The sequence below is a fragment of the Pseudoalteromonas sp. QJM3NY_12 genome (assembly GCF_056173165.1).
In genome coordinates this window covers 2474744-2493946 of sequence record NZ_CM149661.1, presented here as the reverse complement: position 1 = coordinate 2493946, position 19203 = coordinate 2474744, and the positions used below count along the sequence as shown (strand labels likewise).

The following is a 19203-nucleotide window of genomic DNA, read 5'->3' as shown; positions in this document are numbered from 1 at the left end:
CGGAGTGAAATTTGGACGCTAATCAACAAGAATTAACAAAAATGATGTTGCAAGCAACCTTGCTTGCAAACCTAGCTCTTTTAAAAGAGCAAATGCCTGCTTTATATGAAGTATTTAAAGACTATTCCCCCACGGATACCGGTGTAGCCATTGATTCTTCAGGCAATGCTAACTTATTTAATAATAATGAATTTGTTTATCAAGATGAGCCTAAAGAATTCGCAAAACATCAAGTTGTTCAGTTTTTAGAAAATCCGCTTTATTTTAAATATGAGTTAAATCATCAAGAAGACGCAAACATTGTTTTTGAACATGCAGCGCTTTTAAAATCAATTTATAATGTTCGCACGTCAGAGACTGGTAATAAAGTACACAACCCTGCTGCTGAGAAGCGCCTAGACTTCATCTGCTTTTTAGGCGGTGGCTTAGGCTATCAGATAGAAGAGTTACTCAAGAAAAAAGATGTACTTAATGTGTTTTTATTTGAGCCAAGTAAAGATGCTTTTTATGCACTTTTACATTGTATCGAATTAAAGCCGCTTTTTGACAAATGTACTGCTAATGGCGGGCAGTTTTCAATACGCGTATCTGGTGGTGAAGATGGAGTGATTAACGAAATCTCTAAGTTTTTGTTTAATCAGGGTCACTTTAATATCAGTCAAATACTTTTTTTCAAGCATTACGATAGCCCGTTGATTGAGAAAACAATTGAGCATATTAAAGGGATTGGACATCGCTGGGCCGCGGGGTGGGGATTTTTTGAAGATGAAATTATTGGTGTATCCCATACCTTAGCTAATCTAAAAGCAAAATTTCCAGTGTTGAAAAAGCCTGAATTAGTAAAAAACACTTTGCGTGATCATCCTGTATTTATTGTTGCCAATGGCCCATCTCTTGATGATGCAATTGAATTTTTAAAAGCCAATCAAGATGACATAATTATAATTTCTTGTGGTACAGCATTAAAAGCCTTGCTTAAAAATAATATCAAGCCAGATATTCATATTGAGATGGAAAGAACAGCAAGGTTGTTAGAGTGGATCGAATCGATTGATCGTACCTCTGAATTAAATGCTAAATTAAATAAAATAAACATAATTGCGTTAAACACTGTTTACGATAATATTTTAAAGCGTTTTAAAAATGCGCATTTGTTATCAAAAGTTAATGATGCAGGCGGTCGTCTTATTCGTGCTTTGGACACAAAAAAACAGTTTACCTACCCTGACTATAGTAACCCTACAGTATCAAATACCGCGCTTGCAACCGCTATTGAGTTAGGGTTTGACAAAGTATACTTGGTTGGTACTGACTTAGGGTTCGTATCTAAAAAGCACCACCATTCAAAAGATAGTATATATTTTGATAAAGACTTTAAGCATAAAAAAAGAATCGAAAAAGGTATAGAAGGTGCGTTTATTGTTAAAGGTAACTTTACCGAAGAGGTTTTTACAACACCTATATTTGACTCATCAAAAGGAAACTTAGAGTTACTTCTTCAAAAGCATCTCAATGTTAAAGTGTTTAATACTGCCAATGGTGCTTTTATCAGATACACTGAGCCAAAACGTATTGAAGATATTACTGATATAAAGCCAATTAGTAATAAGCAAGATAAAATAGATGCGCTACTTAATAAGGCTACCTCTTTAGAGCAGCTGTCTGCTGGTAACGTTAACTATAAAATGGAAGCTATCAAAGCTAGAACAAAAGATGTTCTTGAGCAGCAGTTGTCTATTACTTCTCAATATTTTGAGACACGTGAGCAGCTCGCCGATGCGTTTAATTTACAGAATAAAATATTACTTACATTACGTAATAGCACTGCTGACGATATTGTAGTCTACTGGCTAACTCAGGGGTCGTTCAGGTATTTTCAAGCCTATATTATGACCAGTAGCTACTATTACAATGACTTAGAAAAACGCACTGAATTTATAAATGCATGTATTGATGCGTTTCATGAACATATTAAAGGTATTTATCTAGAGTTTATTGAAAACTATAACCAGCCAGCCAAAGTTTAAAGAGGGTTTATAGGTTTTCTTGTATTTGCCGTTTTTTATATTAGAAATTCAGGGTTAGTTAAATGAGGTTGTTAGTAGTTGTAGTATGTAATCCACTATGAAGATTACGAGATTAAGCTACGAAGCAACCTCATTTTTAATTTAATCGTTTATTTTTATTATTGGAAGTTGATCTACTTGCTCTTGAAAAAAGCAAACTTGAACTAAATCACATGGTTGATTTTTAAAAATATAATGATCTCTCAGTACACCATCTCGGGTGTAGCCCGCGTTTAAAAAAGCTTTTGTACTTGCAACGTTTTGTTCATATGCACCAGCATTTAGCTTTCTGAGCTTTAATTTTTTTATGCTAAAACTAGAAATCAGTTGTATAGCTTGAGTTGCAATGCCTTTACCCCAAACAGTTTTATCTCCAATAAACAGGCTAATCTCAGCGATATTGTAGTGAGTATTAATATTACCAACTTTGATGTTACCTACGTGTTTATTGTTTTCTTTCAAGCGTATAGTGAATAAATGTTCGTTGGGGTCAGCTTGAATATGGAGAACATAAGCCAGTATTGATTGCAAGTCTTGAGTAGAGTGGCGAGTTTCTAAATATTGGTTGATGATAGGATCATTGAGCCATTTTACGTATTCATCGCTCACGTCATCTTCTTCAATTGACTGAAGGTAGATTAAAGGCAGCTCTTCTGATATTACCGTTGTTTTTTTGTTATTTTTCATACTGGTCTTTTCCAATAGTTAGCTGGAATTAGTAGCTTGTTTTCTACCCATTCCCTGAGATATTCGTATATTTCTTGGCGAGGTAGGTCATACTTTATTGATAAATCATTGACTGTCATGTCGTCATCTATCTCTCTAGGCAAGCAGTTCATTAACTTATTCCAACGGCCATTGATACTATTGTAATCAACACCAGTATTACTGACCTCAGGGATCGATTTATAAAGGCCATAAGCCGATAAACAGACCAAACCATTAAAGTTTATCTTGTAGCACTGGTTGAACTTATCGTTTGAAATTTCTTTACTATAAAAAAGTGAATTACTATGCTTTTTATTTTTATTAGGTAAAGTTTTATTGCCAATTACTTCGTAGTTCTCAATTATATTTATTACCGTATCAACACAGTCTTGTAAGTGTTGCTCAGATAATAGTTCAGGGGTGTCTAAATCGCTATGATATTCGCTAAAAGGCCAGCGAGTTAATGAAATACATGGAATATTATAGGGTGGAGCCTCAAATACCGTTTCGTCATTGCCATAGATGCTTCGAAATCCACCTTGATCGAAATTAATATATTTATTTTTAAATGTAGATTCTGCCGCAGCATCTAATGGCTGGTTACCTAAGTAGCTATTTTGCAGGCGCATGGCTGCCTTATTACCTACAGATTTAAGTAAAATACATCCCTTTATTTTTGATTGTTCTTCTTGAACCATATCGTTTAACCAAAACATCGGGCCATGTAGCTCTGGAGCTATCAATAATCTATAGCTATATTTAAATGGTTTTAAAGTCGTTCTTTTTTGTAATGCTTGCATAACTCTGATAGCAACCGCGCAGCCAGAGATATCATCATTAGCTTGGAATGGGTGACAATTATGGCCATTAATAACCAATGTATCTTTACTTTCGCCGGGCAATAAATAGTCGAGTACTTTCATTGTGCTAGGAGTGGATTTGGTTTCAATCTCAATGCGATACTCAACGTCCTCCAGTTTTATTCTTTCTCTGTGAGGTATAGATATTCCCCAGGTAACCTCTCTTGGACGGTATAAATTTTTCCATTGATATAGCACCGCATCAGGTAACTCTTTACTACTGGTTAAGTGTGCTTGTAGTTCATTGAGTGATAACTTTCCTGTATAGCTCGGTGATAGGGTCGCTAAGCCAAGTGGAGATAAGCCCGCATCATAGACTACTTTATTTTCGTGATATATTTTTGCTTTTTTTATGTGCCAACTATGAGGAATAAACCAACCATTAAGCGATTGGCCTGAGGCGTACTCATGTACATCAAAATCCAATTCGCTTAGGTATTGTGGAATAGCATTGTCGTTACCTTGTCCTGTAATTGAATAGTTAAAAGGAAAAAGTTTTTTGACCAAGGGCAGCACATTCATTTGAGTTAATCCTTAAATCCTAGTCCATCGATTGTTACTTCATATGACATAGCGTCGTCAATAGTACTTTGTGGAGTATGAATACGCATACCCTCCTTAAGATAAGACTTATAGCACTTATCTTCACACGAGACTTCTTCAAGCGCGATAAAGCCATCACGAGCTGCGACGATAATACTGCTATTTACTTCAGAATTAGAGATCCTAATAATTAATCCTGAACAAAAAGGATGCATAGGAGGAATTTCATTATTGTATTCATCTGTCAGAGTGATTAATCTCACTTTTTTAAATCGTAACTTTATTCCTTTAATAAAGCTGGCGGCGCCTGAATATGGCTCGTCAAAGCCTTGACAAAAGCTGACGATTTCTTGTGCTGTCCAGTGCCAATTTATATAAGCTTGTCTATCTGTCCTCAGGCGTGGAAAATAAAGTCTGTGTTTATTTAATTCTGAATAAGGCACAGGAATAAACTCATTTCCTTCGATAAATTTTGTTGCTAGTCTATGGATGAAATATGTCCCATGTCTAACATTTTCTGCAAAATATTGGTTTGGTGTATTTGCATCTGGGCTAATATTAAAGCGTAGCTGATCAAAAATATCACCTTGATCCACTTTGTCGGTTATTTGTTGGAAAAAACATCCGCCATCAATGTTTTTATTTAGTAGTTGCCATGTATAGTGTGCGCCCCCAAGGTAATGCGGAATAGGAATAGCATTTATATTAAACATACCGTAGAAAAATTCTGACAAAACTTGATTATTAAAAACCCAAGCAGGTCCAAAACACAGGGCAAGAGAGTGTTTAGGGATAATAGCGCTAAGTTGTTTTTTTGTGAGTAGATTAATATCAGTAATTACATGTGGATTAATGCTCAGCTCTTTGCAATAGTCAGCAAGTGTATTATTAGAAAGTGCAAGCTTTTCGTCTATGTGGCGAGTGGCAACAATCATAGTAACGTTAAAATTTAATTCTTTAAAAATTTTTGCGCTAACTGCCATCAAATCTCCGCCCCCAATTAAGACGATATTTTTTAATGATAAAAAGTTAACTTTTTTTCCTATCAATGATGACATTACTAAACCTTTTTAAATGCAATACCGTAATTTGTTAAATAGCTTTTAGCTCGGATAGGGTTACTGTCAGAAAAGTTAAATAGACTACCACATCCTAAAGCACTTATATTGGTTTGAGTAAACGCTTCATGAAGATGCTGGTAGGTCCCCGAACCACTACAGCCAATAATAGGGATATGAGCAAATTCCATAACTTGTTGTAATAACGGAATGTTAAAGCCATCCATCATGCCATCATGTTCAATAGACTGGATCATAAACTCCCCAGCTCCTGATGCTTGGCATTGTGCAATATGGCTTGCTAATGAACTCTCTTCTTGCTTCTTCCCACATTGTGAATAGAGTCGGTAGCCACCATTCTCGTCAATTTTTATATCAATGCTAATAATTATCGCCTGTTGGCCAAATTCACTTGCTATCTGATTAATCAGGTCTGGGTTTTTATAAGCGCTAGAGTTTATAATGACCTTATCAGCGCCTTGATTTATCAGGTAAGCTGCATCGCTAAAACTACGTATACCACCTCCGACAGACAATGGCATGAAGCTCACTTTAGCAATTTCAGGTATTAGCCGAGCGAGTTGTTCTATACTTCTATTTTTTCTGTTTATGTTTAATAAAACCAACTCATCTGTGTATTGCGAGTTATAGACACTTGCACTTTTTATTGGATCGCCTACCGCACGCCATGTATCAAATTGCTTAGTCTTTACAAGTTTATCGTCAATTAGTTGCATAATAGGGATAATGCGTTTTTTGAGCATACTCTACATCCATAAAGATTTTTTATTTTACATATGTAACTATGTTTTTGTTAGAGCGAACCATCCCACTCGCAAAAGTTTTCTAAGAGTTTCATCCCATTTTTTTGACTCTTTTCAGGATGAAATTGAACACCTATAGTATTTTTATTCGCAACGGCACAAACAAAATCACGACCGTAATTAGTAGTTGCTATAACATTGGCCTCATCTTCACATTCCATATGGTAACTATGGACAAAATAAAAATCTCTCTTATCTTTGATTTGGTCAAATATAGGATGAGCTTGAGTAAAGTGCACTTCATTCCAACCAACATGCGGAACTCGATAACTCTCTGTGGGAATCATTGCCGATACGTTGGCATTAATAGCATTTAAGCCATTAATATTCCCTCCCTCTGAGCCAGTAGTAGCAAGTAATTGCATACCCAGACAAATACCTAAAGTAGGAGTGCCACGCTCTATTAAATCATCGATAGCAGTTAAAAAGCCCATCTGATCTAAGCGTTGAGTTACTGCTTTAAAATTACCAACTCCTGGTAATATAAAGTGACTTAAGTCGGTTAGCATTTCTGGCTTATTTACGAAAATGGGATCATACCCATTTTCATAAATTGCATTGTATACCGACTGAACGTTACCTAGACCTATATTTAAAATTCCGATCATAATAATTTCTTAACGATAATACCTCTATCTTCCGGGTCTTCTCGATACCAGCGTTCAAAATCGCTAGTCTTTGGTGCGTATTCCATTCCTTTAAAGTCTGGCTGAAAAGGGGGGACAACTGTTTTTGCAACTATGTGGTTAAATTGATCCTCGGTGATCCCTAGATACTCCAAGAACAAATCTAGTGAAGGGGGCTTACGTCCTTCATAATCTGCGATGAGTTTATCTGCATGTTCTTTGGCTATACGGCCATTACGTAAATCAAGCGCAGTCATTTGACTTACACGGCTATAGCCTCGTTTCAGATATTTTATATAATCACGCATACCTTGCATTGAGCATTCAATTTTTTCATATGGGTACTCTTCCCATGGCATGCCCTCAACTTGATCACCACGCCAACCTAACTCTTTTTCTATTATTTTAGTATTAGCTTTCACATCCCATGGTATGTAGGAACCTAAACACACTGATTGGTATTTTAGTTTTTTTAAATCTCTTAGATTGGGGTAAGTATATGGTGTCAACTCTCTGGGATCGCATTGATAATCATCTTTTATCATAGAGTACATATCTTCAGCTGTAATCCCTAAATTAATAAACCGATTAAAGCGTGTTTCATCAACTTGCTCTATTTCATCATCTTCATAGTCATAATAAGCAGTATATTCTGAGGATGGTTCTCCCCAAAAAATAAGTGGAACATTATATTTAAGTGCAATGTGCATAGGGTAAGCAAAAATACCGGTATGACAATGCCAACAAAAGTCACCTTTTCGTACTAAAGCTTCAAGCATTAACCGTTTCACCAGCTTCCAATTTGGTGTAAATGAAATAACGTCAACACCGAGCTTTTTAAATGTTCGGCGATTATTCTCTAATAAAGTATCTCGCATGAAGCCATGGTTAAACTGCACAACAAGAGGGCGAATATTAAAGTGTTTTACCAAATACCATAAAGTGTAAGTTGAGTCTTTCCCACCTGAAAATGGTAAAATACAGTCGTATTCATATTTCCCACGATGCTTTTCTATCACTCGAGATAGCATTTCAGCTCGTCTTTTCCAATCAATTTTTTCATCTTTGAATACTTTTTGTCGACAAATATTACAAACACCTTCTTCATCAAACTCTATCGTTTCGTAAGTTTCAGGTAGATTGCAGGCTACACATTTTTGCATGTTAACTCCGGTATGGTTAGCAGTTATAAAATTCCAGTACGTTCTAGTTTTTCTATTATGGGCTGGATTTCTGACGCTTGCTGGCTGAGTAAGTCACTGTTTATTTGCAACTTATTCTTTTTTTGATTTATCGGTTTTGCAAAGGAGGTTATAAATTTACTTTCACTAATATCATCAATAGGCATTAGCGATTGTAATATTTTAAACTTAGTGATATCGCCTGTAAATAAGTCTTCACTTTTCATAGATGACATTCGGTTTTCTATTAGTGTTTCTTTGAATGCTAAAGAGTATTCCCTGGTGAAAAATAAATACCAAGCAATTTGTTGCTGCATAGTTAAATCTGAATCAAAAAAGCAAGTGAATTGCCCTTGAGTAAAATCATTATCAAAAAAACAATGACGTAGTTGCTCGTTTTGAAATTGATTTTTTCCATGAATAGATTTAAAAACATCTTCATCAGCTCTCCAAATGTGTAAAAATTTACTTGATGGAAATAACTCACAGAGAAATGGCGCAAAAATAGTATCCCAATGATTAATAATCACTGGTGTACGTTGCTTGGTATAGGCATAACAAATTTCAGACACTCTATTTGTTAAATAGGCACAGAGAAGAGTCGAAATAATATCTTTATCAAAGTTGCCAGATAAAATTCGATACATTAAGTGGTTTCTATCTGGTGGGATAAGTTGAGATTGCATTGTATGGTATGGAATGACTTTATCTGATTTCTTAAGAAACTCATATAAAGCTAAAGTACCGCAACGGCCTGTAGACATTACTTGAACAAACTCAGGTACATTTGGAGCATATCGTTTTTTGATAGTACTAATATTTTCGCGGAAATGGTCAAAAGCGCCTTCATTGATTAGCGTTTTACACAAACTTTTAAATTTTTTTATGTTTTTTTGTAATGAACAGCGATCAATAACTGGTTGTATAAAAGTTGATTTTGCTACTGCGATTTTTTTATCGTTGAATAGTATATTACTTTTGCCTGTTGCTCTTGGGCGATAAGGTACTGGATCTAAGGCTAGAGATACTTCAGAATCATGTTCAAAAAGGTTAACTTCATCTTGTAATCTACAATATCTGATTAGCTCAAAGTAAGCCCAAACAGGTCGGTTGCAGTAGCCTGTACTTGAAGTAAAATCTTGATAGTGTTGACTTACCTTCTTACTTTCATTTTCATTAACAACCACTTCAATTGCTTGCTGAGCAAATATTTCAACATCGGCTAGAAATGGCATACTCGATTCTATTAACTCTAGCGCCTTTTTATTGTTTTTCACTAAGTTTGCTACAATAGCCCATTGTTGCCAGCGTAAGGTTGGTTCGAACTCTTGAACTGATAACTCTATTGCTTCATCAATATTACCAGACATTACAAGTGCAACACCTAATTCACTTTTTAAATAATGATTATTAGGGTGCTCTTTAAGTGCGGTTAGACAAAGTTTAATGCACTCGGTAATTAACCCCTGACGACGTAAAGACATGTAATAGGTTAAAATTATATCTAAGTTTTTAGGTAATAAATGATAGGCGCGCGCTAATAGTCTTTGCGCTTCAATAAAACGGCGTTCACTGATAAGTAAATTTCCATAAGTAACTATGGCATTAACATTATCATTTTGGAATTTTAAAGCTAAAGTTAGATGAGATTCTGCTTGCTCTATACACTTATTATCGATGGCTTGTGTAGCCAATTCTAGGTACCAATCAGCATTTAATTGTTCTTTTGTCAAAAGTGACTCCATGATGGTTTATCATTGCTTAGTTAAATTAATCAAATATCATGCCATGAATTGCAATATGTTTAATTTAGTTTTACTGGATTAACACTCTATAATTCGTTCTATTTGAAAAACTTCAGCTTTAGCAAAACCATGAGTAGCTCCGCGTAGTGTTGCTAGCGCTTCTATACATTCCAAACTTCGACTATGTGGAAAATCCCGCAGTTCTTTTTGATAACAAGTAAGTGCTTGTTTTTTCTTCTGCCAGTACTGGCTAATATCAACGATATAGTTCCCTGAAAATTTTGGCATGGAGTTAGATTGCCACTCTGTACTTGATAGAACCTCAAATGAGAAGATTTTTTTTACGCAACTGCCAAGTATCGGTCTGCATGCTGTCATTACGGCTTGGTGGGTTATTCTATGATCTATGTTCAAATCATGAGCAAAATGAGTATAAATAATATTTGGGTTAATATTGTTCAAGATTTTCTCTATGGCTTGAACTATTGTTAATAATGGCACTGTATCCATTTTATTATCAGGAAAATCAAAGCATTGATAATTATCTACCCCAAGTGTTTTCATGGCATTAGCCATTCCTTCACTTCGTTCTAGCTTATCTGAAGGAGTTATATCATTCCTAGCTGATATTCCATTTGTCATAAATAGAACATTTACATTATCACCCTTGGCAATGTGCTTAGCAATTGTTCCTGCGCAACCTAAAGCTTCATCATCAGGGTGAGCAGCTATAATGAGAACGTGGTTATTTTTTATCATTAGTAATTAGCTCCCAAGAAACAGCTGTACCACGAGTTATGTTTTGACTAGCGGTTTGACCTAGTACTTTTTGAAAGTACTTAGGGGCTAAGCCATAGCCTGGGCGTATTTTTCTTATATGTTTTGTAGTGATCACTTCACCCTGCTTAATGTCAGCAACAAAATAAAGTGAGCGACGGAAAGTCATGCTTGCTTGTTCAACTGGTTTTCGCTCATAACCTGCTACACCAATAGCTTGGTATGCCTCCTTAGTTTCTTTAACTAGTCGCTTAAATTCATCTGGCTCTAAAGAAAATTCAGCATCGGGCCCCTTATCATTTCTATCCAGTGTGAAATGTTTTTCAATTAAACTTGCACCAAGAGCAATACTTGTGACCGAAACAACGGTACCTAGGCTATGATCTGAAAGTCCAGATATAACGTCAAAACGTTGACTAATATCAGCTATAGTTGCTAAGTTTGCTTGTTCTACTGGTGCAGGGTATGCACTGATACAGTGTAAAACGACTAGTTCTTTGCAACCATTATCTCTAGCTGTTGAAATTGCCTCCTCTATTTCTTCCATATTAGCCATACCAGTAGAAATGATTAGTGGTTTACCGGTTTGTGCAATACGCTTTATTAGCGGTAAATCCGTTATTTCAAAAGAGGCTAATTTATATGCAGGTACATCAAAGCTTTCTAGCAATTCTACCGCTGATTCATCAAATGGGGTGGAGAATAGTGTTATACCGACTTCTTTTGCTTTATCAAATAACTGTTGATGCCATTCGAATGGTGTTTGTGCCCATTGATATAAGTCGTAAAGTTTATAACCATTCCATAAACCACCTTTGATTCTAAAATCATCCTTATCACTATCTATCGTCATGGTGTCAGGTGTATAACTTTGAATTTTAATAGCATCTACACCGCATTTTGCTGCTTCTTCAATGCCTTTTAATGCTTGTTCTATTCTTCCATTATGATTTGCAGATAATTCTGCAATTATATATGGGGGGAAGTCAGGTCCAATGTTTGTGCCATTGATAGTGATAAATCTATTAGTCATTATTTTTTTCGCTTAAATTGGTTATACGTTTCTTGATGATGACGTTTGTATTAAGGATTGGTTCTTTGCTCTTGGAAGATGTTAAGTTTGCTTGCTCAAAAGTTAGTGTGAAATTACCATAATGTAAAAAAGCTTTAGGGTAGCTATCTGCATCCATCATACGAATTAAATCATAAAGTTCCGTTAGTGTTTCAGTGCCTTGAACCTTGCTTTGCTCTGGAGTTCTCCTAACAAAAGTGGTTACTTCCCCTGCTTGTGCTATGGGGGTAGGCTCTATGGTTATAATGCTTTTTATCATCTCAAAGGTAAGTTTGGCGCAACGTTGAAATATCTCTTGTGCGCTACCTTCTAATGATAAAGGTGCCTTTAAGTAAACGTCACCTGCATCTAGTTGATTAGTCATTTTTAAAGCGGTTAATTTAGTTGTCTGATGTCCGCGGCAAATTAAATTCTGTAAAGGGCTGCCCCCCCGCCCATAAGGAACATCTGTCATATGAAAGCATATACAGGTGAACTCATTAAGGATACTCTCTGGAACTAACCAGCTCCAATGAGGGAAAAAAATATACTTAGGGTTTAGCTTCCTCAGATTCTTTAGAGTCAGTTGGTTATGGTCATTAATGAGTGTCCAAGTACCAGAAAGACTAGGAGAGGTTTGTTCAAATTCTTCGATATTCCAGTTTTTTATTGTTGCTACTATATAATTATTAGTCATAACGAGATATTTCTATTTTATATTTGATACCATCTTTAATAAAAAAAGCAGGATAATCATTATTACTAACGACTCTAAGTAAGTTGAATTGTTCAGCCAAGCTTTTATTAATATCTAATTCGCTATCACTTTTGTTTCTTTTTGCGTAATAACTTTCTTGCCCACTCTGTAATGTAGGAGTTAATGTTGGAAAACATTCAATAAATTTTTTTGCCAGTGCTATTGTTATTTCGCCTTGCTTACTCCGCCATTCGTCATGTAGTTCGCTGCCGTTAAGCTTTAAAGTGTCTCGAAGCCAAATTTTGCCACTATCTACATTTTTAGTAGCTTCTATCAAGCACACAGGAATAGAACTTTGCCCTTCAATAATTTGCCAGCTCGTAGGGGCAAACCCTTTACCTTTGGGTAATGCACTTTCATGAACTACAAGGTTGTGCTTATTTCGGTGGAGTATTTTTTCTGAGATTATTTGGGTACATCCCAGAAGGAAGCATACATCGCCTTGCATAATGTCATCTGCATTTCTGACAAGCTTACATTGATAATTAGCTGAAAAATACGTTACCAATGCTTTAGCGTATGGAAGTATCCATGAATTATTATCAACTAATATAGTAATAGTTTTAAAGGTTTCATGTTTCATTTATACAGTCTTCGCTAATTCTATCTATTAAAATATTGGCCACTCTTTGAGCGCCGAGTCCATCACAAATATTGAAACAGTTTTTGACCATCATTTTATACTGATCGGGCTGTAAGATTAGTTGCTCTATTTGATCACAAATCATGGCAGAACTAATATCTTTATGCCAACCTAAGTTGATTGTTGCACCAGAGCTGTTTAAGTTTTTTGCAATTAATAGCTGGTTCTTAGCATTGATCGTTGTTAGGCACGGCAAGCCTAAGCAGCACCTTTCCCATGCAGTTGAGCCACTCGCGCCAATGGCGATATCGGCTTCTATCATTTGACTAGCCATATCTTTGCTATCTACTATTAATGTACACCACATGAGTCTATTACAAATAGACTGTAAAGAATTAAAATGTATTGATTGACTGGAAATAACCAAACTAGCTTGAATGTTTGGCATAATAGCGTGTAACTTTTCTAATGCTAGCAATGCTAATTTGGATAAATTATCAGGATCACTTCCTCCCATAGAAATCATAATATGGGCATTGCTATTATTTTTGCCTAATTGTCTGCTTCGCTTATCACGCTGAGTTATTGCTTGTGTTCGATAATCATTAAACTCATTTCTCAATAACATATAATCTTTACCTAATAACATAGTGCAATACTCAGCGACTAAGTGTTGGTATGATTTAGCGCAGCGGTTTAAAGTCTGATCTAGTAACACATCACATAATAGGGGACGATTAGCTAAGTCATCAATAACAACGAGCTCACTACAGTATCTAGCCACTAATGAGTGCCACGTCGCATCTATAGCGTAATGATCAGCTATAACGTAATCAATCGGTGAAATCGTTTCTAACACGCGTATAGTTTGTTGAGCGTCTTCTTCTGAGGTGCAGCCAAGCCAAGTATCACTATCATGTTGAACAATATCTCTACTCCCTTCTGGTAAGGAAGTTAACGAGTAGTTTTGTTCAATAATCAAGTGATTAATATGTCCTTGGTGCTTCCGACAGATAAAGCTTATCTGCGCGCCTTTGCTCATTAATGCGTTTGCTAATGTAAGGCAACGCATAACATGGCCATAACCAATAATCGATGAGCTATCTACTCTAAAAACTACATGCATCATGATTTTAATAAATTATTGAAGTATTTCACTTTATTTTCATTCATATTGTGAGCTTTTATCTAACTTTAAAAACGGGTGATAACAGCTCACCATAGAACTTACAATGAAAATCTTTATTTTCAATAGTTTGCATTAAAATATTAAGTACTTCTCTATAACTAATCAATAGAGCATCAATATCTTCGCTTTTATGTGAGTAATTTAAGTTATGACCGCCACCGAGTAAAAAGCCACGTAATGCCATTTCTTGCAAAAATAAAGATTTCAATTCAAGGGCGCTGTAGCCTCCCTGGGCATTTATGATTAAGAAAGACCAGCTAGGGTGACCGCACAAGGTTAACCACTGCTGCGCTCGTAGATCATTAATTATTTGCGCTAAACCGGTTTGTAGTTTTTCTCCTATCGTGGCTAAGTGTGAAACGACTTTATACTCTGTCATAAAGTTTAATGTGGCTTTTGTTGCTGCTAATGACAAGGTTTCGCCAGCGAAGGTACCGGAGAAAAAAATATCTTCCATCAGCATCATGATATCTTTGCGTCCAACAACCGCAGAGATGGGATAGCCATTGGCCATGCCTTTTCCAAATGTAGCTAAATCTGGCGTGACACTAAATAACTGTTGGGCTCCACCCATTGAAAAGCGAAAGCCGGTTATAGTTTCATCAAAAATTAATACTGCACCGTGTAGTTGACACAATTCCTTTACTTTTTGTAAAAAATTATCCTTTGGGTAATGAGTGTTCATTGGTTCTAGAATAACGGCAGCGATTTTATTCTTCTGTTGATAAAATAGTTGCTCTAACGATGAAATATCATTGTAGTTAAACGTATGGGTCAATGATTTTGTTGCTTCAGGTACACCTAGGTCTCGAGTGGTGGAGCCTATGTACCAGTCTTGCCAACCATGATAACCGCACACAGCAACATGCTCCCTCTTAGTAAATGCACGAGCTAAACGAATTGCTGCTGAAGTAGCGTCACTGCCGTTTTTACCAAAACGTACCATCTCTGCACAAGGGATTAATTCTACTAACTTTTCGGCAACGTCCATTTCAAGCTTATGGGGTAAAGAAAAAGTTACCCCTGATTTTATTTGTTCGATAACTGCATCATCAACGGCTTTATTGCAATACCCTAATGAAACTGAAAGCAGACCACTAACAAAATCAGTGTATTGGTTTTCATCGGCGTCCCACACTTGGCAACCATCACCACGTTTAATAAACAAGGGTGCAACATTTTTAGGGTAAGCAACACGGCTTTTACTAAAGGTTTGTGAGCCTAAAGGAATGGTTTTTTCAGCACGTGCGAGCCATTTTGATGATTCTTGATAGCGTTTGTTCATTGCGAAGTTTGCCCTATATTTTGTCGTATACTTTTTAAATGCTGTTGATCTTCTTTTTCAGACTTCAATAAGCCTTCATTGCGAATAATATGATGATTTATTTTTGTTAACTCTGGTTTTTCTTGCATTAATATTAATATATCAGCTAGGGTGAAATTAGGTTTTTGAGGGTATAAATATTCGTATATTTTTGTAACCAGCTCAAAGTCCTTTGGTTCATCAACCGTCCAACGATAATGAGATAAGTCTGGGTTATGAGCATAATTACTTAAAGTAAATAATTGCGGGTTATTGCGAATAAAAGGAGTTACATGCTCACGTTCAGAGGGTTTTTTAGCTAGTTGATAAGCTTTTTCTAGTGCGGTAAAACTAAATATTTCAACATCTAACCCATCAGGTAACGTGGCAGGTGCGCAGTTTGAACAATAATCACAGTTGTTTTTTATGAATAACTCAATAACATCATCAATAACATTGGCATCTATTAGCGGGCAGTCGCCAGTGACGCGAACTATATTAGTGCTTTTAATGTCAGTGTTATTATTCGACTTAAATTTAATTGCAGCATGATAATAACGCGCTAAAACGTCTGATAAATCACCCCGGAAGCAATCAATGTCTAATTGTCGACAAAGCAGTTCAATATCGTCATCACTGTCTTCATCACTTGTTGCAATAATAAGTTTATGCGCTGTTTTTACTTTTTGTAGTCTTGCCACTTGGTGAGCAAGCATAGGTTTATCAAGAATTGGTAACAATACTTTGTTTGGTAATCTAGAGGATGACATACGTGCTTGTAAGATAATTAAAGTGTCAGTCATTAAGTTTTTGCCACTGTTTTTAAAGGTTGTAATAGATAGAAACGACTAAACTACCCATTGGCTAGGGTTTATAAAACCTAGTCGTGTATCAGCTAATGAGTATAGCTCTTCGTTTGTAATTCTTAACTGGTTTACCTGCTCATAAGCGTTCACTACTTCAATTAATTGTTTAGTACTGCACACTCCAATAACTAACTTTTCAAAGCAATAGCTAGACTCTTCTTCCTTACAAGTTTTGTAAGTCAATCTTTTTGCCAAAAGCGCTATTGCTAACGCTAATGTTAATTTTGTACAAGATAAGTGTTTAGCTAATGCATTAAATGCTTTGAGTTTGTTTTTATATGGCTCAAAGTATGGGCTTAGCTTTTCTTCTTCAATAAAAAGCAACCCTTGTAAAAAAATAGATCTGGCATGTAACTTTATTTTTTTATCGCTACATAATTGCATTACATTAGGAGAGAGAAAGCGCTGGTCAAAAATATTAACCGGAACTTGAGCAGTATCAATAGGGAAGCTCTCAGCAATTATTTTTAATTGTTCTGGGCTGTATACAGAAACACCAATGTTTTTAATGAGTTTCTGCTTTTTTAGCAGGGCTAATTGAGTAAATAGCTGTAATTTATTAGGATGCTCAATTAAATTTTCGGCTTGATGAAATAGCATAGTATCTAGGCTATCTGATTTGAGGTTGTTTAAGCTTTGTTCAAAAAATTGAGTGATAGTGTTTTGTTCTATTGATAATGCGGGAATTTTACTAATTAAATTAAAGCGCTTGCTAGCGCCTAACTTTCCTAACACTGCTTCACTATCTCCGTAAGCTCCTGCACAGTCTAAAGTATCGATACCTAGTGACAGTGCTTGCTCTAGTATGTTTGTAACCTCAGGTATATTTACCTTTCCTTGTTGATTACTAATGCCATAATCTAAACCAAATTGGGCGGTTCCTAAAGCGATTTTCATAGTTGTGCGGCTAGTGTTTCTATTATGAAATTTTGTTCTGAATTAGTTAATTCAGGATGTAAAGGTATAGTGACAGCGCAACTGTAATATTTTATTGCATTTGGAAAGTCATTTGCCTTAAAGCCAAGCTCTTTATAATAAGGTTGTATATGAATTGGAATATAATGCAAATGACTCGTTATGCCTTGCTCTCTTAAACTACAGATAAGAGACTCATGTTTTACAACTGCACCACCAGACAAGGTTAAAATATATAAATGGTAACTAGAGTAGCTTTGTTGTGATTGAGTTAAATGATTAATAGGCAAGTCTTTTAATTTGCTAGAATAGACTTTAGCCAGCTGGTTGCGCTTTGTGACAAATTCATCAAGCTTTGAGAGCTGGCTAAGGCCTAATGCCGCTTGCAACTCAGTCATTCTATAATTAAAGCCGAGTTCAACTTGCTGATAGTACCAAGGGCCATGACTTGGTTCAGTCATTTCACTCGGATTGGCTGTAATTCCATGGCTACGTAAACGCTCCATTCTTTTAGCAAGTTGCTTATTGTTTGTTACCGCCATGCCTCCTTCAGCTGAGGTGATTATCTTGACTGGATGAAAGCTAAATACGCAAATATCTGAAAACTCACAACTGCCCACTGGGCTGCCTAAATATTTTGCACCAATAGCATGTGAAGCATCTTCAATAACCTTAAAGCCATATTCAACTGCAAGTTGATATATAGCCTGCATATCACATGACTGACCTGCCAGATGAACTGGAATGACGACCTTGGGTAAACGATTACTTTTTTTAGCAATAATAAGCTTTTTTTCTAACTCATCAGTGCACATATTCCCTGTTGCTACATCAATGTCCACAAAGTCTATTTGAGCACCACAGTAAAGTGCACAATTTGCCGAAGCAACGAAAGAAATAGGGGAGGTCCATACAATATCGTCTTTCCCTACATTTAACGCTAAACATGCAATGTGCAATGCCGATGTGGCACTGTTAGTTGCACATGCATAGGTGCTGCCACAATATTTCGCAATGGCTTGCTCAAAAGCGGGGACTTTAGGGCCTTGCGTTAACCAGTCGGATTTTAAGACATCAACTACTACGTCGATGTCTTGTTGAGAAATAGCTTGTTTGCCGTAAGGGATCATGGAGTAATAACTTTTAAACTAATGCTTCAATGTTGAAGGCTTCAATTTCTTCAATCGTCATGTAATGAGGGTTGTTTAAAGAGTTATATTCAAAACCTTGCTGAACTTTTTTTCCCTTTTCATCAAGCGCATTTACTGTAAAGTCATTACTACGACTGCTAAATTTAATGCCTGGTGCAATAACAAAGTGATCGTTATATTCATAGGTTTCAAAACAAAGATCGGCAGGACACATAACCTCATGAAGTTTCTCGCCTGGGCGAATACCAATAATTTTAATAGGTAATTCAGGAGCCATTGCTTTTGCTAGGTCAGTAATGCGAATTGATGGAATCTTAGGTACGAAAATTTCACCACCCAACATGCGCGCAAAATTTGTTAAAACAAAATCAACGCCTTGTTGAAGGCTTATCCAAAAACGGGTCATTTCATCATGAGTGATAGGAATATGATCACGACCTTCATCAATAAACTTTTGGAAAATAGGCACAACTGAACCTCGCGAACATACTACATTACCGTAGCGCACCACTGAAAAAGTGGTTTTATGGCCGCCAGCAATATTGTTTGCCGCTACAAATAATTTATCTGAGGCCAATTTAGTGGCACCGTATAGATTAATAGGGTTGGCTGCTTTATCCGTAGAGAGAGCTATGACTTTTTCAACGTTATTATCAAGTGCTGCATTAATAACGTTTTCTGCACCATTTATGTTGGTTTTTATACATTCCATTGGGTTGTATTCAGCGGCAGGTACCTGCTTAAGGGCTGCAGCATGGATAACGTAATCAACGCCACGCATTGCGCGATTTAGTCGTTCTTTATCTCGAACATCGCCAATAAAGTAGCGCATGCAAGGCTGATCAAAATCTTGCTGCATTTCAAACTGCTTTAGCTCGTCACGAGAAAAGATAATAATTTTTTTGGGGCTGTACCGTTCTAATAATGTTTTTACATACTTTTTACCGAACGATCCTGTTCCACCTGTTATTAAAACTACTTTTCCATCAAACATGTGATT

18 protein-coding genes are annotated in these 19203 nt (G+C 36.2%); 1 reads left to right on the top strand and 17 read right to left on the bottom strand.

Annotated elements, in window-relative coordinates; genetic code table 11:
* Positions 1–11 precede the first annotated feature (11 nt).
* Entirely contained in the window at positions 12–2027 is a 2016-nt protein-coding gene (locus AC0VZ5_RS11720; protein ID WP_475472959.1) for a motility associated factor glycosyltransferase family protein, read from the top strand.
* A 141-nt stretch (positions 2028–2168) separates the two neighbouring features.
* Here the strand turns inward: AC0VZ5_RS11720 and AC0VZ5_RS11715 are convergent, their stop codons facing one another.
* From AC0VZ5_RS11715 to pseB, 17 genes are all read right to left on the bottom strand, one after another.
* Positions 2169–2753 carry a GNAT family N-acetyltransferase gene (locus tag AC0VZ5_RS11715; protein WP_475472957.1) on the bottom strand — a complete coding sequence of 195 codons (585 nt, stop codon included), beginning with the start codon at positions 2751–2753 and terminating at the stop codon, positions 2169–2171.
* On the bottom strand, positions 2750–4156 hold the full coding sequence (locus AC0VZ5_RS11710) for a DUF4910 domain-containing protein (protein WP_475472956.1): 1407 nt from the start codon (positions 4154–4156) through the stop codon (positions 2750–2752). The genes AC0VZ5_RS11715 and AC0VZ5_RS11710 overlap by 4 nt, the downstream gene beginning before the upstream one ends.
* A 5-nt stretch (positions 4157–4161) precedes the next feature.
* Positions 4162–5235 carry a hypothetical protein gene (locus tag AC0VZ5_RS11705; RefSeq protein ID WP_475472954.1) on the bottom strand — a complete coding sequence of 358 codons (1074 nt, stop codon included), beginning with the start codon at positions 5233–5235 and terminating at the stop codon, positions 4162–4164.
* Between the two features lie 2 nt (positions 5236–5237).
* Positions 5238–5999, bottom strand: a complete 762-nt coding sequence (gene hisF, locus AC0VZ5_RS11700) for an imidazole glycerol phosphate synthase subunit HisF (protein ID WP_475472952.1) — start codon at positions 5997–5999, stop codon at positions 5238–5240.
* A gap of 50 nt (positions 6000–6049) precedes the next feature.
* On the bottom strand, positions 6050–6667 hold the full coding sequence (gene hisH, locus AC0VZ5_RS11695) for an imidazole glycerol phosphate synthase subunit HisH (protein WP_475472950.1): 618 nt from the start codon (positions 6665–6667) through the stop codon (positions 6050–6052).
* The gene (locus AC0VZ5_RS11690) at positions 6664–7848 is read right to left on the bottom strand and encodes an N-acetyl sugar amidotransferase (RefSeq protein ID WP_475472949.1); all 1185 of its coding nucleotides are present in this window, start codon (positions 7846–7848) and stop codon (positions 6664–6666) included. Before AC0VZ5_RS11690 ends, hisH begins: the two co-directional genes overlap by 4 nt.
* 23 nt (positions 7849–7871) lie before the next feature.
* Positions 7872–9599, bottom strand: a complete 1728-nt coding sequence (locus tag AC0VZ5_RS11685) for a hypothetical protein (protein ID WP_475472947.1) — start codon at positions 9597–9599, stop codon at positions 7872–7874.
* A 90-nt stretch (positions 9600–9689) separates the two neighbouring features.
* The gene (locus AC0VZ5_RS11680; protein ID WP_475472946.1) at positions 9690–10370 is read right to left on the bottom strand and encodes a PIG-L deacetylase family protein; all 681 of its coding nucleotides are present in this window, start codon (positions 10368–10370) and stop codon (positions 9690–9692) included.
* Positions 10357–11421: a pseudaminic acid synthase gene (pseI, locus tag AC0VZ5_RS11675; RefSeq protein ID WP_475472944.1), complete on the bottom strand. Its 1065-nt coding sequence runs from the start codon at positions 11419–11421 to the stop codon at positions 10357–10359. Before pseI ends, AC0VZ5_RS11680 begins: the two co-directional genes overlap by 14 nt.
* Positions 11414–12136: a formyl transferase gene (locus tag AC0VZ5_RS11670; protein ID WP_475472942.1), complete on the bottom strand. Its 723-nt coding sequence runs from the start codon at positions 12134–12136 to the stop codon at positions 11414–11416. The genes pseI and AC0VZ5_RS11670 overlap by 8 nt, the downstream gene beginning before the upstream one ends.
* Positions 12129–12779, bottom strand: a complete 651-nt coding sequence (locus AC0VZ5_RS11665; RefSeq protein WP_475472940.1) for a formyltransferase family protein — start codon at positions 12777–12779, stop codon at positions 12129–12131. The genes AC0VZ5_RS11670 and AC0VZ5_RS11665 overlap by 8 nt, the downstream gene beginning before the upstream one ends.
* Positions 12769–13908 (bottom strand): UDP-2,4-diacetamido-2,4,6-trideoxy-beta-L-altropyranose hydrolase, encoded by a 1140-nt coding sequence (pseG, locus tag AC0VZ5_RS11660; RefSeq protein WP_475472939.1) that lies wholly within the window; start codon positions 13906–13908, stop codon positions 12769–12771. The genes AC0VZ5_RS11665 and pseG overlap by 11 nt, the downstream gene beginning before the upstream one ends.
* A gap of 55 nt (positions 13909–13963) precedes the next feature.
* A complete protein-coding gene (locus AC0VZ5_RS11655; RefSeq protein ID WP_475472937.1) occupies positions 13964–15253 on the bottom strand; it encodes an aminotransferase class III-fold pyridoxal phosphate-dependent enzyme in 1290 nt (429 codons plus the stop codon).
* On the bottom strand, positions 15250–16074 hold the full coding sequence (locus tag AC0VZ5_RS11650) for a cytidylyltransferase domain-containing protein (RefSeq protein ID WP_475472935.1): 825 nt from the start codon (positions 16072–16074) through the stop codon (positions 15250–15252). The genes AC0VZ5_RS11655 and AC0VZ5_RS11650 overlap by 4 nt, the downstream gene beginning before the upstream one ends.
* A gap of 45 nt (positions 16075–16119) precedes the next feature.
* Positions 16120–17034, bottom strand: a complete 915-nt coding sequence (locus AC0VZ5_RS11645) for an aldo/keto reductase (protein WP_475472932.1) — start codon at positions 17032–17034, stop codon at positions 16120–16122.
* Positions 17031–18182, bottom strand: coding sequence for a UDP-4-amino-4,6-dideoxy-N-acetyl-beta-L-altrosamine transaminase (gene pseC / locus AC0VZ5_RS11640; RefSeq protein ID WP_475472930.1), 1152 nt, complete (start codon positions 18180–18182; stop codon positions 17031–17033). The genes AC0VZ5_RS11645 and pseC overlap by 4 nt, the downstream gene beginning before the upstream one ends.
* Positions 18183–18195: 13 nt before the next feature.
* Positions 18196–19197 (bottom strand): UDP-N-acetylglucosamine 4,6-dehydratase (inverting), encoded by a 1002-nt coding sequence (gene pseB, locus AC0VZ5_RS11635; RefSeq protein WP_475472928.1) that lies wholly within the window; start codon positions 19195–19197, stop codon positions 18196–18198.
* Positions 19198–19203 lie beyond the last annotated feature (6 nt).

What these genes read in the sequence shown, in the direction of transcription:
- AC0VZ5_RS11715 (WP_475472957.1), bottom strand. Translation starts at nt 2,753, where the DNA reads ATGAAAAATAACAAAAAAACAACGGTAATATCAGAAGAGCTGCCTTTA.
- AC0VZ5_RS11710 (WP_475472956.1), bottom strand. Translation starts at nt 4,156, where the DNA reads ATGAATGTGCTGCCCTTGGTCAAAAAACTTTTTCCTTTTAACTATTCA.
- AC0VZ5_RS11705 (WP_475472954.1), bottom strand. Translation starts at nt 5,235, where the DNA reads ATGTCATCATTGATAGGAAAAAAAGTTAACTTTTTATCATTAAAAAAT.
- hisF (WP_475472952.1), bottom strand. Translation starts at nt 5,999, where the DNA reads ATGCTCAAAAAACGCATTATCCCTATTATGCAACTAATTGACGATAAA.
- hisH (WP_475472950.1), bottom strand. Translation starts at nt 6,667, where the DNA reads ATGATCGGAATTTTAAATATAGGTCTAGGTAACGTTCAGTCGGTATAC.
- AC0VZ5_RS11690 (WP_475472949.1), bottom strand. Translation starts at nt 7,848, where the DNA reads ATGCAAAAATGTGTAGCCTGCAATCTACCTGAAACTTACGAAACGATA.
- AC0VZ5_RS11680 (WP_475472946.1), bottom strand. Translation starts at nt 10,370, where the DNA reads ATGATAAAAAATAACCACGTTCTCATTATAGCTGCTCACCCTGATGAT.
- pseI (WP_475472944.1), bottom strand. Translation starts at nt 11,421, where the DNA reads ATGACTAATAGATTTATCACTATCAATGGCACAAACATTGGACCTGAC.
- AC0VZ5_RS11670 (WP_475472942.1), bottom strand. Translation starts at nt 12,136, where the DNA reads ATGACTAATAATTATATAGTAGCAACAATAAAAAACTGGAATATCGAA.
- AC0VZ5_RS11665 (WP_475472940.1), bottom strand. Translation starts at nt 12,779, where the DNA reads ATGAAACATGAAACCTTTAAAACTATTACTATATTAGTTGATAATAAT.
- pseG (WP_475472939.1), bottom strand. Translation starts at nt 13,908, where the DNA reads ATGATGCATGTAGTTTTTAGAGTAGATAGCTCATCGATTATTGGTTAT.
- AC0VZ5_RS11655 (WP_475472937.1), bottom strand. Translation starts at nt 15,253, where the DNA reads ATGAACAAACGCTATCAAGAATCATCAAAATGGCTCGCACGTGCTGAA.
- AC0VZ5_RS11650 (WP_475472935.1), bottom strand. Translation starts at nt 16,074, where the DNA reads ATGACTGACACTTTAATTATCTTACAAGCACGTATGTCATCCTCTAGA.
- AC0VZ5_RS11645 (WP_475472932.1), bottom strand. Translation starts at nt 17,034, where the DNA reads ATGAAAATCGCTTTAGGAACCGCCCAATTTGGTTTAGATTATGGCATT.
- pseC (WP_475472930.1), bottom strand. Translation starts at nt 18,182, where the DNA reads ATGATCCCTTACGGCAAACAAGCTATTTCTCAACAAGACATCGACGTA.
- pseB (WP_475472928.1), bottom strand. Translation starts at nt 19,197, where the DNA reads ATGTTTGATGGAAAAGTAGTTTTAATAACAGGTGGAACAGGATCGTTC.